The sequence below is a fragment of the Streptomyces sp. NPDC001941 genome (genome assembly GCF_040296945.1).
GTDB lineage: Bacteria > Actinomycetota > Actinomycetes > Streptomycetales > Streptomycetaceae > Streptomyces.
Genome location: NZ_JBEOYE010000007.1, coordinates 119,949 through 133,896, shown reverse-complemented (window position 1 = coordinate 133,896; position 13,948 = coordinate 119,949). Strand labels below are relative to the sequence as shown.

Sequence of the window (13,948 nt, the reverse complement as noted above, 5' to 3'; positions counted from 1 at the left end):
GCAGCGGGACACGACGTCGGCACGGGTGACGGGGAGCGGGCGCAGCGCAATGGGTGAGGTCTTCGCCGGTCGGTACGAGCTGGTCGATCCGATCGGACGCGGTGGCGTCGGGGCGGTCTGGCGCGCCTGGGACCACCGCCGCAAGCGGTACGTCGCGGCCAAGGTCCTGCAGCAGAGCGACGCGCACACCCTGTTGCGCTTCGTGCGCGAGCAGGCCGTGAGGATCGACCACCCGCACGTCCTCGCCCCGGCCAGCTGGGCCGCGGACGACGACAAGGTGCTGTTCACGATGGACCTGGTGGGCGGCGGCTCGCTGGCCCACGTCATAGGGGACTACGGCCCGCTGCCCGCGCGGCTGGTCTGCGTCCTGCTCGACCAGCTGCTGGCCGGGCTGGCCGCGGTGCACGCGGAGGGGGTCGTGCACCGCGACATCAAGCCGGCCAACATCCTGCTGGAGGCCACCGGGACCGGACGGCCGCACCTGCGGCTGTCCGACTTCGGGATCTCGATGCGCAAGGGCGAGCCCCGGCTGACCGAGACCAACTACGTCGTCGGGACGCCCGGGTACTTCGCGCCCGAGCAGATGCAGGGCGCGGAGCCGGACTTCCCGGCCGACCTGTTCGCGGCGGGCCTGGTCGCCGTCTACCTGCTGGAGGGTCAGAAGCCGGACGCCAAGGCCCTGGTGGACCACTTCACGGCGTACGGCACGCCGGGCGCCCCGCAGGGCGTCCCCGAGCCGCTGTGGCAGGTGCTCGCCGGGCTGCTGCAGCCGGACCCGGACGCCCGCTTCCGCACCGCCACGGGGGCCCGCAAGGCGCTCGCGGCGGCCGTGGAGCTGCTGCCCGAGCCCGCGTTCGACGACGAACCGGTGGAGATCTTCGACCAGTTGGGCCCGCTCCCGGCCGGTTTCGGCCCCGAGGGCCCGGCCCGCCGGGCCCCCGCCCACGCGGCCGCCCCCGACCCGGCCGGGGCGCACCCGGATCCGCACGCGGGCACGGACGCGGACTCGCCGGCGGACGTCCCGCCGGACGCCCCCGACAGCGGCACCACCGGCACCGACACCGGGCACACCGGCACCAGCGGCCCGCAGTCTCCCCACAGCGGTACCGGCATCCCCGGCCCCGGCCAGGCCTGGGCCGCACCGGAGGCCGCCGCCGCACCCGGGCCCGCCGCACCCGGCTCCGTACCCCACGCCCCCGAACCGGCCCCCGCGCCCTCCCGGCACACCGCCCAGCCGCTCCGGCAACGCGCGCCCCAGGACCACCCCGAAGCGCAGGCGGAACGGCCCGAGCGCCAGGCCCAGCCCCCGCGGCCCCCGGCCCGGGACGGCTTCAGGCTGCCGCTCCCGGCCGAACAGCCGACCCCGCCGACCACCCGGCTCCCCGACCACTTCCCCGCGCACACGGCCTCCCCCCAGTACGCCGCCGCGCCCGGCGCGTCACCGGGTCCGGCGGCCGGGCCACTCCACGATCAGTCCCCCACTCGTCAATACACCGCTCCCGGCCCCGGGGTTCCACTCCAGCCCGCCCCGGCCCGGCACGCCGCCGGGCGCCCCAGGCGACCGGGACCGCCCCCGAAGGTGGCGGTCCCGGTGCTGATCGTGGCGCTGGCCTGCCTGGCGGTGGGCCTATGGGCACTGACCCAGCTCTGAAGGCGCGGTCGCGAAGCCACGGCGAACGCCCTCGGGGAGTGCCTTAGGGGAGCGTCCCGGAGAGAGTGCCCTCAAGGAGCGTCCCGGTGAGCGTCTTCAGACTCCCCGGGCCCGGCCCGGCCGCCGCGCCAGCACCGTCCACGCCCCCAGCCCCAGCAGCAGTACGGATCCCGTGCCGATCCCGGCCACCGCGACGACCCGCATCGTCGCGGCCCGCGCGTCCCCGTCGGAGCCGCTCGCGCCGGAGCCGCCGGCCAGCGGCCCGGAGCCGCCCGCGAGCCGGAAGGGCCCGGGATCCCCGTCGTAGTCCGGCTCCCGCGTGGCCTCTCCGGTCACGCCGACCCGCAGCGTGAGCGGCAGCGAGCCGTAGCTCCGCGCCACCTCGGGGCTGAGCGAGACCGCCACGTAGTACCAGCCCGCGAACCGCACGGCCGCGGCCGTCTCGCCGGAGGCGAACCGGTTGGCGTACGCGACGGCGGGCAGCGGCTCCAGCGACAGGGACGTCCCCTTGTCGTCGTACGGCCCGCTGTTCTGGTCCACCTGTCCGAGCGCCGGGTTGAACAGCTCGACCTCGACCGCGCCGCTGACCGGGCCGCCGTCCTTGGCGCTGGCCCCGAGGTCGGCCGCGACGGACAGCTGCTGCCCCCAGTTCACGGGGACCCGGTAGTAGAGGGTGCGGCCGGGCTCGACGCGTGCGGTCCAGCTGCCCGCGGTGACGGCCGCCGCGTCGGCGAAGCCCGCCCCGCCCGCCTTGGCCACGGGCGCCCCGGCGGAGGGCGGGGCGGCGGCGGGGGTGCTGCCCGGTCCGCCCGCCGCGCCGGGATCGGTCAGGCCGGGCTCGGTGACGTGGCGGATCTCCAGGTCCCAGGCCCCGGGGTCGCCGCGGCCGATGCGCTCGACCCGCAGGTAGTACGTGCCCGCCTGCGCACAGGTCGTGCTGCCCGGCTTCAGCGTGCGCCCGGCGCCCGCGGTGAGCCGGCGGGCGTACCCGGTGGAGCCGAACTTGGCGGTCTGCTGCCCGTCGCACATGACGTGGTCCGCGGTCTCCAGGACCGTACGGAACCCGTCGCTGGCGTCCTCGGCGGCGCCCTCGTCCCCGGGCACGGCCGTCACGGAGACGTACGCGTCCTCCCGGGCGTCCAGGCGCACCGCGTAGTACTGCTTCGCGCCGCTGGCCAGGCTGGAGCGGTAGAGCTGCCGGTCCTTCAACTCCGGTGCCCCGCCGGTCCCCGGGGCGCCCTGGACGGGCACGGACCCGTCGGCGAACCGGTAGCCGTCACCGGCCGCCCACGCGGCACCGGGCAGCACGGCGACCACGCACACCGCCGCCGCTCCGGCCAGCGCCGCCCGCCCCCTGCCGCACCGCTTCGTCACGTGCTTCCCCTCGTCGTCTCCGCGGCCTGCGCGGCCGGGTCCGGGCCATCCTGCACCGCCCGCCACGGCCCTGTCTGCGCGGACGGCCACAAGGAACACCCCGGTCGACCTATTTGCCACAGCAACGAAAGGGTTCGCGTACGCAACATCACAGGCCCCGCGACGCACAGAACCCCGGCCGCCTCTGGGGCGGCCGGGGTTCCGGCATCAGACTGTTGCCTCTGTGAGGGTCACACACCCGAACCTGCGGGCACGGAGTCGGTCGCCTCCGTCCACAGGTCCTGCTCGGCGCGATCCGCCTGGATCTGGCGGTACACGAGGAGCCCGCCGATGGCGGCCAGTGCGACCAGGAGGAGCTTCTTCACCGCGCGACCTCGTCTTTCCTTGGCGTAGGGGACTTCTGTCGCCGACTATACACACCGATCGATATCGATCGGTGACCTGCGTACGCCCCAACTAACGCCCCCGAACGGGTGATACGAGGACATAGCGACCGGTACAAAGCGATCGGCCCGGACGGAGAACCGTCCGGGCCGATCGACACTGTGGGGCTAACAGGATTTGAACCTGTGGCCTCATCCTTATCAGGGATGCGCTCTAACCAACTGAGCTATAGCCCCGCCGCGCTCTGCGAGGTTTTCGTCTCGCGCGCTGACCCCTGAAGATTAGCGCACGTGGGGGCCAGTCCCAAAATCGGTTCCCGGGCGGCCCCCGGCCCGCTCACTCGTCCTCGGCGAGCGTCAGCTCCACCCCTCCGACGAAGCCGGCGGACAGGTTGTAGATGAAGGCGCCCAGCGTGGCCAGCGCGGTGGCCAGCACCACGTCGATCACCGCGATCACCGAGGTGAAGATCAGCACGCGCGGCAGCGACAGGAAGGACTGCAGGTCGAAGCCGTTCGACTCGTTCGAGCCGGTGGCCTCGGAGATGGTGCCGCCGACCGTGGAGAAGACACCCATGGCGTCCATGACCATCCACAGCACCGCGGCCGCCACGACCGTGCAGATGCCCAGCGCGATGGAGAGCAGGAAGCTGACCTTCATCACCGACCACGGATCGGCCTTGGCCACCCGCAGGCGCGCCTTGCGGGTGCGCGGCGTGGTGCGCGCCCCGGTGCGCGGGCGGCGCACCGCGCCGCCCTGGGCGGCCGCCTGGCCGCCGTACGCCTGCGGCGGGTGGTACGGCTGCGCGGGGCCCTGGGGCTGCTCGCGCTCGCCGGGCAGCGGCCCGTTGCCGTACGTCTCGTAGGAGGCCTTGGGGCCCCGAGTGTCCGTCACCGTAACCCCCTGGGAGTCCGTGGCAGGGCCACGGGCACCGTTCGCTCCAGCTGCTCCGGCGGAAGCCTGTCCGGCGCCCGTGGCTCCACTCACGCTCTACTCCTCGTGCTCCCCGACCGAGGGCTCGGCGCCCTCGGCAGCTTCGGCGGTGGCGCCGATTTCGGCGTCCTCGACGCCGTCGACCTCGTCGGCCTCGGCCCCGGCCTCGGCGTTGCGGGCGATGCCGACGACGGCATCCCGCTTGCCCAGGTTGATCAGTTGGACGCCCATGGTGTCACGGCCCGTCTCCCTGACTTCGTTGACTCGCGTACGAATCACACCACCGGACAGCGTGATGGCGAGGATCTCGTCGCCCTCCTCGACCACCAGCGCGCCGACGAGCGAGCCGCGGTCCTCCACGATCTTGGCGGCCTTGATGCCGAGGCCGCCGCGGCCCTGGACGCGGTACTCGTCGACGGCGGTGCGCTTGGCGTACCCACCGTCCGTCGCGGTGAACACGAAAGTACCGGGCCGCACGACATTCATCGAGAGGAGCTCGTCCCCCTCGCGGAAACTCATCCCCTTGACGCCCGAGGTGGCACGGCCCATCGGGCGCAGCGAATCGTCCGTAGCGGTGAACCGGATCGACTGGGCCTTCTTGCTGATGAGCAGGAGGTCGTCCTCGGCCGAGGCCAGCTCCGCGCCGATCAGCTCGTCGTCCTGGCCGTCCTCGGTCTCGCGCAGGTTGATCGCGATGACGCCGCCGGAGCGGGGCGAGTCGTAGTCCTTGAGCGAGGTCTTCTTGACCAGGCCGGCCTTGGTCGCGAGGACCAGGTACGGCGCGGCCTCGTAGTCCCGGATGGCGAGGATCTGGGCGATCTTCTCGTCCGGCTGGAAGGCCAGCAGGTTGGCGACGTGCTGGCCGCGCGCGTCGCGGCCCGCGTCGGGCAGCTCGTACGCCTTGGCGCGGTAGACGCGGCCCTTGTTCGTGAAGAACAGCAGCCAGTGGTGGGTGGTGGACACGAAGAAGTGGTCGACCAGGTCGTCCTGCTTCAGCTTCGTGCCGCGCACGCCCTTGCCGCCGCGCTTCTGCGAGCGGTAGTCCTCGGTCTTGGTGCGCTTGACGTAACCGCCGTGGGTGATCGTGACGACGATGTCCTCCTCGGCGATCAGGTCCTCGATGGACATGTCACCGTCGAAGGGCACCAGCTGCGAGCGGCGGTCGTCGCCGAACTTGTCCACGATCAGCGCCAGTTCCTCGCTGATGATGGTGCGCTGCTTCTCCGGGGAGGCCAGGATCCCGTTGTACTCGTTGATCTTGGCCTGGAGCTCGTCGTGCTCGGCGACGATCTTCTGGCGCTCCAGGGCGGCCAGCCGGCGCAGCTGCATCTCCAGGATGGCGTTGGCCTGGATCTCGTCGATCTGCAGCAGGCCCATCAGGCCCTCGCGCGCGACGTCGACGGTGGCGCTGCGCCGGATCAGCGCGATGACCTCGTCGATGGCGTCGAGCGCCTTGAGCAGGCCGCGCAGGATGTGGGCGCGCTCCTCGGCCTTGCGCAGCCGGAAGCGGGTGCGCCGGACGATGACCTCGACCTGGTGGTGCACCCAGTGGCGGATGAACGCGTCCAGGGAGAGGGTGCGCGGCACGCCGTCGACGAGCGCCAGCATGTTGGCGCCGAAGTTCGTCTGCAGGTCGGTGTGCTTGTACAGGTTGTTCAGGACGACCTTGGCGACCGCGTCGCGCTTGAGCACGATGACCAGGCGCTGGCCGGTGCGCGAGGAGGTCTCGTCGCGGACGTCCGCGATGCCGCCGACCTTGCCGTCCTTGACGAGGTCGGCGATCTTCTGGGCGAGGTTGTCCGGGTTGGTCTGGTAGGGCAGCTCCGTGACCACCAGGCACTGGCGGTTCTGGATCTCTTCGACCTCGACCACCGCGCGCATGGTGATGGAGCCGCGCCCGGTGCGGTAGGCCTCCTCGATGCCCTTGCGGCCGACCACGAGGGCGCCGGTGGGGAAGTCGGGGCCCTTGATGCGCTCGATCAGCGCGTCCAGGAGTTCCTCGTGCGAGGCCTCGGGGTTCTCCAGGTACCACTGGGCACCGGCCGCCACCTCGCGCAGGTTGTGCGGCGGGATGTTGGTGGCCATGCCGACCGCGATGCCCGCGGAGCCGTTGACCAGCAGGTTCGGGAAGCGCGCCGGCAGGACCGTCGGCTCCTGGTTGCGGCCGTCGTAGTTGTCCGTGAAGTCGACGGTCTCCTCGTCGATGTCGCGGACCATCTCCATCGACAGCGGCGCCATCTTGCACTCGGTGTAGCGCATGGCGGCGGCCGGGTCGTTGCCCGGGGAGCCGAAGTTGCCGTTGGAGTCGACCAGCGGCATGCGCATCGACCACGGCTGGGCCAGCCGGACCAGGGCGTCGTAGATGGAGGAGTCGCCGTGCGGGTGGTACGTACCCATGACGTCGCCGACGACGCGGGCGCACTTGTAGAAGCCCTTCTCGGGCCGGTACCCGCCGTCGTACATCGCGTACAGCACGCGGCGGTGGACGGGCTTGAGGCCGTCCCGCACGTCCGGCAGCGCGCGCGAGACGATGACGGACATCGCGTAGTCGAGGTACGAGCGCTGCATCTCCGTCTCGAGCCCGACGGGCTCGATCCGCAGCTGCGGTTCCTCGGTGTCGGCGGTGGTGGGAGTGTTCTCGTCGGCCATTGCTGGTCGTCAGTCCTTTCGTACGGTCAGCGGGGACCGACTCAGATGTCGAGGAAGCGAACGTCCTTGGCGTTGCGCTGGATGAAGGAGCGCCGGGCCTCGACGTCCTCGCCCATCAGCACCGAGAACAGGTCGTCGGCCTGCGCGGCGTCGTCCAGGGTGACCTGGCCCAGCACGCGGTGCTCGACGTCCATGGTGGTGACGCGCAGCTCCTCAGCGTTCATCTCGCCCAGACCCTTGAAGCGCTGGATCGAGTCTTCCTTGATGCGCTTGCCGCCCTGCTTGCCGATCTCCACCAGCGCGTCGCGCTCGCGGTCCGAGTAGGCGTACTCGAAGTCGTCGCGACCCCACTTGATCTTGTACAGCGGCGGGCGGGACAGGTACACGTGCCCGGCCTCGACCAGCGGCCGCATGAAGCGGAACAGGAAGGTGAGCAGCAGGGTGTTGATGTGCTGGCCGTCGACGTCGGCGTCCGCCATCAGGATGATCTTGTGGTAGCGGAGCTTCTCGATGTCGAAGTCCTCGTGCACACCTGTACCGAACGCGCTGATCAGCGCCTGGACCTCGGTGTTCTGCAGGATCTTGTCGACCCGGGCCTTCTCGACGTTCAGGATCTTGCCGCGGATCGGCAGGATGGCCTGGTACATCGGGTTGCGGCCGGACTTGGCCGAGCCGCCGGCGGAGTCACCCTCGACGATGAAGATCTCGCACTTGGTGGGGTCGTTCGACTGGCAGTCGGAGAGCTTGCCCGGCAGCGACGCCGACTCCAGCAGGCCCTTGCGGCGGGTCAGGTCGCGCGCCTTGCGGGCGGCCACGCGCGCGGTGGCGGCGGCGATGCCCTTGCGGATGATGTCCGCGGCCTCGTTCGGGTTGCGGTCGAACCAGTCGGTCAGGTGCTCGTGCACGACCTTCTGCACGAAGGTCTTGGCCTCCGTGTTGCCCAGCTTGGTCTTCGTCTGTCCCTCGAACTGCGGCTCGCCCAGCTTGACCGAGATGATCGCGGTCAGACCCTCGCGGATGTCCTCGCCGGTGAGGTTGTCGTCCTTCTCGCGGAGCAGCTTCTTGTCGCGCGCGTAGCGGTTGACCAGACCCGTCATGGCGGCCCGGAAGCCCTCCTCGTGGGTGCCGCCCTCGTGCGTGTGGATCGTGTTGGCGAAGGAGTACACCCCCTCGCTGTACTGCGAGTTCCACTGCATCGCGATCTCGGCCGAGAGCATGCGCTCCTTGTCCTCGGACTCGATGTCGATGACGGACGGGTGGATCAGCTCGCCCTTGCGCGAGTTGAGGTACTTCACGAAGTCGACGATGCCGCCCTCGTAGTGGTACGTGACCGTACGGACCTGGTCGTCGTCCGACTCCTCGGCGGTGTCCGCGCCCGCGACCGCCTTCGCCGACTCGCGCTCGTCCGTCAGCTTGATGGTCAGGCCCTTGTTGAGGAAGGCCATCTCCTGGAAGCGGCGCGAGAGCGTCTCGAAGGAGTACTCGGTCGTCTCGAAGATGTCCGCGTCGGCCCAGAAGGTCACCGACGTGCCGGACGAGGACACCTCCTCGTGCTTGGCCAGGGGGGCGGTGGGCACGCCCTGCTTGTAGTCCTGCGTCCAGCGGTAGCCGTCGCGCTCGATCTCCACCGAGACCTTCGTCGACAGGGCGTTCACCACGGAGACGCCGACGCCGTGCAGACCGCCGGAGACGGCGTAGCCGCCGCCGCCGAACTTGCCGCCCGCGTGCAGCACGGTGAGCACGACCTCGACGGCCGGCTTCTTCTCCACCGGGTGCATGTCCACCGGGATGCCGCGACCGTTGTCGATCACGCGCACGCCGCCGTCGGGCAGGATCGTCACGTCGATGGTGTCCGCGTGCCCGGCCAGGGCCTCGTCGACGGAGTTGTCCACGACCTCGTAGACGAGGTGGTGGAGTCCGCGCTCACCGGTCGAGCCGATGTACATGCCGGGACGCTTGCGGACCGCGTCCAGACCCTCGAGGACGGTGATCGCGCTGGCGTCGTACGACCCAGTGGTGGCGGACTGATTGGTCTCGTTGGGGTTGCCGGAATCGGCCACGAAGCGCCCTTTCTGGCACAGCACAGGCCGTCTCTCCGGGCATGCGGGAGCGGCTGCGTCGTTCGACATGTTCCGCAGTGGGCGGGATTACTTACCAGTCTACCGGTACCGCTGACACGAATGGGGGTTTGCCGGTACCTGAGTCCGCATGTGCCGCCCTGAACCGGACCGTTCCGACTCCCCATATGCGCCCGGGGGCTCCAGAAGCCTCACACCGGCACGTAGGGCTTCGGTCAGTGACGGGTTGTGGACACTTCCGGGCGCCCTGTGGACAACAGGGGCGCGCGCTCGCCACACCCGTGCCGGACGGCGGGCGACGCCGGCGGTGACCGGCGGGCCGGGCCCGTCAGCCGTAGGTGTCCCCGGGCCCGGAGCTGCCGGGCGCGCGCAGCGGCCCGTACCCCTTGCGCGGGGCCCCGGGGCCGAGCACCTTGAGCATCCGTACGGTGCCGTGGCCCAGGTCCTCGTTGAGCCGCGCCACCAGCCGGGGGGCGAGCAGCCGCAGCTGGGTCGCCCAGGCCGTGGAGTCGCACTGCACGGTCAGCACCCGCTCGTCGGGGTCCTCGTCGTAGCGCAGCGGCACGCAGTGCTTGGCCAGGTCCTCGCCGACGATCTGCGGCCAGCGGCCCATCACCCCGCCGACGGCCGCCGGGGTCTCCCAGCCGCGCTCGGTGATCAGGCGGTTGATGGCGGCGCCCAGGTTCATCGGGTCGCGGCCGTCCGCGCGCGCGCCGGAGCGCAGGCCGCCGCCCCGGCGCGCCTGCTTCTTCTCCTGCGCCGCCGCGCCGCGCGCGCGGGCCTGCTCCTTCGCGGCGCGCAGGGCCACGCGCGCGAGGTCGACGCCCGAGGGCTCGGGCGCCTTGGGCGCGGGGTCCGCGCCGTTCCCCGGAAGCTCGCTCACTGCCGTTCCACCTCACCCGCGGCGACCGCGTACCTGGCCCCCTTGAGCACCCCCGGGACGTCGTCGTCCACGGCCGCCGTGACCAGCACCTGCTCGCCCGGCGCCACCAGCTCCGCGAGCCGCTCCCGGCGGCGCGCGTCCAGCTCGGCGAAGACGTCGTCGAGCACCAGCACCGGCTCGTTGCCCTCGGCGCGCAGCAGGTCGTACGAGGCCAGCCGCAGCGCCAGCGCGTACGACCAGGACTCGCCGTGGCTCGCGTACCCCTTGGCGGGCATCTCCCCGAGCTTGAGCAGCAGCTCGTCGCGGTGCGGCCCGGCCAGCGTCACGCCCCGCTCGACCTCCTGCTTGCGCACCTCCACGAGGGCGGCGAGCAGCTGCTCGTACAGCTCCTCGCGGCTCTGTCCCGGGCCCGGCGCGGACGGCTTGTACTCCAGGGAGACCGGGCCGCCGCCCGGCGCCAGCTGCTCGTACGCCTTGTCGGCGAGCGGCTGGAGGGTGGCGATCAGGTCCAGGCGCTGGGCTAGCAGCTCGGCGCCCGCGCGGGCGAGGTGCTGGTCCCAGACGTCGAGCGTGGACAGGTCCATGGAGCGGCCGCCGTGGCGGCGGGCCATGGCGGCGCTCTTGAGCAGGGTGTTGCGCTGCTTGAGGACCCGGTCGTAGTCGGAGCGCACCCCGGCCATCCGGGGCGAGCGCGCGGTGATCATCTCGTCGAGGAACTTCCGGCGCTCCCCGGGGTCGCCCTTGATCAGCGCCAGGTCCTCGGGGGCGAACAGCACGGTGCGTACGATCCCCAGCACGTCACGCGGCCTGACCTGCGAGGACCTGTTGATACGGGCGCGGTTCGCGCGGCCCGGGTTCAGTTCGAGCTCGACCAGCTGGGAGCGCTCGCCCTGGGTGACGGCGGCGCGGATGACGGCGCGCTCCGCCCCCATGCGCACCAGCGGCGCGTCGGAGGAGACCCGGTGACTGCCGAGGGTGGCCAGGTAGCCGACGGCCTCGACGAGGTTGGTCTTGCCCTGTCCGTTGGCGCCCACGAAAGCGGTGACGCCCGGATCGAGAGGGACCTCGACCCGGGCGTACGAGCGGAAGTCGGCCAGCGACAGATGCGTGACGTGCATGGTGGGCGCCGACCTCCCCCGGCGAGCCTGTGGGTACGCGCGCACGCGTGCCCACAGGCTGTGGACTACTTCTTCTCGACCGCGTGCCCGCCGAACTGGTTGCGCAGCGCGGCGATCATCTTCATCTGCGGGGAGTCCTCCTGGCGCGAAGCGAAACGCGCGAAGAGGGAGGCCGTGATCGCGGGCAGCGGTACGGCGTTGTCGATGGCCGCCTCGACGGTCCAGCGGCCCTCGCCGGAGTCCTGGGCGAAGCCGCGCAGGCCCTCCAGGTGCTCGTCGTCGTCCAGCGCGTTGACCGCCAGGTCGAGCAGCCAGGAGCGGATGACCGTGCCCTCCTGCCAGGAGCGGAAGACCTCGCGGACGTTCTCCACGGAGTCGACCTTCTCCAGCAGCTCCCAGCCCTCGGCGTAGGCCTGCATCATGGCGTACTCGATGCCGTTGTGGACCATCTTGGCGAAGTGGCCGGCGCCGACCTTGCCCGCGTGGACGGCACCGAAGTCGCCCTCGGGCTTCAGGGCGTCGAAGACCGGCTGGACCTTCGCGACGTGCTCGGCGTCGCCGCCGTACATCAGCGCGTAGCCGTTCTCCAGGCCCCAGACGCCACCGGAGACGCCGCAGTCGACGAAGCCGATGTCCTTGGCGGCCAGCTGCTCCGCGTGCTTCTCGTCGTCCGTCCAGCGCGAGTTCCCGCCGTCCACGACGACGTCGCCGGGCGAGAGCAGCTCGGCCAGCTCGTCCACGGTCGACTGGGTGGCGGCGCCCGCCGGGACCATCACCCACACCACGCGGGGGCCCTGGAGGCCGTCCACGAGCTCCTTGAGGCTGTGGACGTCCGCGAGGTCCGGGTTGCGGTCGTACCCGATGACGGTGTGGCCCGCGCGGCGAATGCGCTCGCGCATGTTGCCGCCCATCTTGCCGAGACCGACGAGACCAAGCTGCATCAGAGATTCCTTAAGCGTGTGTGCGGTTTCGTACCCGCGTCCGAGCCTACGCCCGGACGCGGGTGCACACCTGTGGGGTCAGCCGCTCAGGCGCACCGGCATGATCAGGTACTTGTACGCCTCGTCCGCCTCGGCGTCCTTGGCCGCGCGGCCGCTCAGCAGCGCGGGCTTGGTCGAGGTGGTGAAGGAGAGCTGGGCGACCGGGGAGTCGATCGCGCTCAGGCCGTCGAGCAGGAAGGTCGGGTTGAAGGCGATCGAGATGTCGTCGCCGTCCAGGTCGGCGTCGACCCTTTCCACAGCCTGTGCGTCGTCGCTGGAACCGGCTTCCAGGATCAGCACGCCCTGCTCGAAGCTGAGGCGCACCGGGGTGTTGCGCTCGGCGACCAGGGCCACGCGCTTGACGGCCTCGACGAACGGCGCGGTCTCGATCACGGCGACCGAGTTGAACTCCGTCGGGAAGAGCGTGCGGTACTTCGGCAGGTCGCCTTCGAGCAGCCGGGTGGTGGTGCGCCGTCCGGCGCCCTCGAAGCCGATCAGGCCCTCGCCCGCGCCGGAGCCCGAGAGCGCCAGGGTGACGGTGTCGCCGCTGGTGAGCGCCTTGGCGGTGTCCAGGAGCGTCTTGGCGGGCACCAGGGCGACCGCGGAGGCGTCCGGGGACTCCGGCTTCCACAGGAACTCGCGGACGGCGAAGCGGTAGCGGTCGGTGGAGGCCAGGGTGACGGTGTCGCCCTCGATCTCGATGCGCACACCGGTCAGCACGGGCAGCGTGTCGTCGCGGCCGGCGGCGATGGCGACCTGGGCGGCGGCCGAGGCGAAGACCTCGCCGGGGACCGTGCCGGTCGCGGTCGGCATCTGGGGCAGCGCCGGGTACTCCTCCACAGGAAGGGTGTGGAGTGTGAACCGGGAGGAGCCGCAGACGACCGTCGCCCGTACACCGTCTGTGGAAATCTCCACCGGGCGGTTGGGCAGGGCGCGGCAGATGTCGGCGAGCAGGCGGCCGGAGACGAGGACGGTGCCGTCCTCCTCCACCTCGGCCTCGACCGAGACGCGTGCGGAGACCTCGTAGTCGAAGCTGGAGAAGCTGAGGGCTCCGTCCTCCGCCTTCAGAAGAAGGCCCGCGAGAACGGGCGCCGGCGGACGAGCCGGGAGGCTCCGGGCCACCCACGCCACCGCCTCCGCGAGTACGTCGCGCTCCACCCGGATCTTCACCGGAAACCGCCTCCTGCTGTTGCTGGCTCTTCGTCGACTGCGGGAACCAGTCTGACGTACGCCACCGACACTCGGTGCGGCTCGGGGTCAAGTCGCGACAAGCGGTGTCGCGACCGCCGGGCTCGAGTTGTGCACAGGCCCCGCTTCCAAGCGGATTCCGGGCTAACTCTGAGTGGAAGTAGTAGTAGGGCCTGTGGAAACGGTGGATAACGTCGTCCACGCAGGTCAGGCCGTGTTTTTTGTCCACTGCCCCTGTGGGTGGAGCCGGTGGACAACCGGCCCTTTCTGTGGACACAGGAAAGTTCTGCACAGGCCATGCACAGTCCACAGGGAGTTCTCCCCAGCACTGTCCCCAGCTTTACCCCCGTTCCCCACAGCCCAACCGACCCCCTTGGTGTGATGCCTTTCACTCGACCCGGTGACCCCGGGCGTTTCGTTGCCGAACAGTGGACAGCGGTGTGGAGAAGCCGCGAGAAGCTGTGGGCAACCGGCCTCAACCTGTGGGCCGCCGGTGGACAACCGTGATGCACAGCCTGTGGACAAAGTCTGTGTCCACAACCTGTGGAGGACGGTTGACCACAATTCCACAGGCCACTGACCTGGCCTGATGGAGTTTCACTACCGTGCGCTGTGGATGCAATCTGGACAACTTCCCAGTCCCCAGGCTGTGGACGGAAAATAGTCCATGAATCTGTGGAGAACTGCCCCTGGCGGCCAGGGAATCGAACAGC

10 protein-coding genes and 1 tRNA gene are annotated in these 13,948 nt (G+C 70.9%); 1 reads left to right on the top strand and 10 read right to left on the bottom strand.

From position 1 onward, the window contains the following. Positions 1-49 precede the first annotated feature (49 nt). Entirely contained in the window at positions 50-1,651 is a 1,602-nt protein-coding gene (locus ABT160_RS08770) for a serine/threonine-protein kinase (RefSeq protein WP_351645328.1), read from the top strand. A gap of 96 nt (positions 1,652-1,747) precedes the next feature. Here the strand turns inward: ABT160_RS08770 and ABT160_RS08765 are convergent, their stop codons facing one another. The 10 genes from ABT160_RS08765 to dnaN form a co-directional block, all read right to left on the bottom strand. Beyond that, on the bottom strand, positions 1,748-3,025 hold the full coding sequence (locus tag ABT160_RS08765; RefSeq protein ID WP_351645326.1) for a hypothetical protein: 1,278 nt from the start codon (positions 3,023-3,025) through the stop codon (positions 1,748-1,750). Between the two features lie 230 nt (positions 3,026-3,255). Then, entirely contained in the window at positions 3,256-3,390 is a 135-nt protein-coding gene (locus ABT160_RS08760) for a DLW-39 family protein (protein ID WP_003958712.1), read from the bottom strand. Positions 3,391-3,571: 181 nt separating this feature from the next. Further along, positions 3,572-3,645, bottom strand: a tRNA-Ile gene (locus ABT160_RS08755). A gap of 100 nt (positions 3,646-3,745) precedes the next feature. Continuing rightward, positions 3,746-4,300 (bottom strand): DUF3566 domain-containing protein, encoded by a 555-nt coding sequence (locus tag ABT160_RS08750; RefSeq protein WP_351645324.1) that lies wholly within the window; start codon positions 4,298-4,300, stop codon positions 3,746-3,748. Positions 4,301-4,396: 96 nt separating this feature from the next. Then, positions 4,397-6,988, bottom strand: a complete 2,592-nt coding sequence (gene gyrA, locus ABT160_RS08745; RefSeq protein WP_351645321.1) for a DNA gyrase subunit A — start codon at positions 6,986-6,988, stop codon at positions 4,397-4,399. Between the two features lie 41 nt (positions 6,989-7,029). Continuing rightward, positions 7,030-9,072 carry a DNA topoisomerase (ATP-hydrolyzing) subunit B gene (gyrB, locus tag ABT160_RS08740; RefSeq protein WP_351645318.1) on the bottom strand — a complete coding sequence of 681 codons (2,043 nt, stop codon included), beginning with the start codon at positions 9,070-9,072 and terminating at the stop codon, positions 7,030-7,032. A 322-nt stretch (positions 9,073-9,394) separates the two neighbouring features. After that, a complete protein-coding gene (locus ABT160_RS08735; RefSeq protein ID WP_351645315.1) occupies positions 9,395-9,949 on the bottom strand; it encodes a DciA family protein in 555 nt (184 codons plus the stop codon). After that, positions 9,946-11,067: a DNA replication/repair protein RecF gene (gene recF / locus ABT160_RS08730; RefSeq protein ID WP_351645313.1), complete on the bottom strand. Its 1,122-nt coding sequence runs from the start codon at positions 11,065-11,067 to the stop codon at positions 9,946-9,948. Before recF ends, ABT160_RS08735 begins: the two co-directional genes overlap by 4 nt. 65 nt (positions 11,068-11,132) lie before the next feature. After that, positions 11,133-12,008, bottom strand: a complete 876-nt coding sequence (gene gnd / locus ABT160_RS08725; protein WP_351645310.1) for a phosphogluconate dehydrogenase (NAD(+)-dependent, decarboxylating) — start codon at positions 12,006-12,008, stop codon at positions 11,133-11,135. A 78-nt stretch (positions 12,009-12,086) separates the two neighbouring features. Then, positions 12,087-13,217: a DNA polymerase III subunit beta gene (gene dnaN / locus ABT160_RS08720; protein WP_351645307.1), complete on the bottom strand. Its 1,131-nt coding sequence runs from the start codon at positions 13,215-13,217 to the stop codon at positions 12,087-12,089. Between the last annotated feature and the right edge of the window lie 731 nt (positions 13,218-13,948).

Bases quoted from the DNA above. Each gene is read 5' to 3' on its own strand.
- ABT160_RS08770 (WP_351645328.1), top strand. From the start codon at position 50: ATGGGTGAGGTCTTCGCCGGTCGGTACGAGCTGGTCGATCCGATCGGA.
- gnd (WP_351645310.1), bottom strand. From the start codon at position 12,008: ATGCAGCTTGGTCTCGTCGGTCTCGGCAAGATGGGCGGCAACATGCGC.
- recF (WP_351645313.1), bottom strand. From the start codon at position 11,067: ATGCACGTCACGCATCTGTCGCTGGCCGACTTCCGCTCGTACGCCCGG.
- gyrA (WP_351645321.1), bottom strand. From the start codon at position 6,988: ATGGCCGACGAGAACACTCCCACCACCGCCGACACCGAGGAACCGCAG.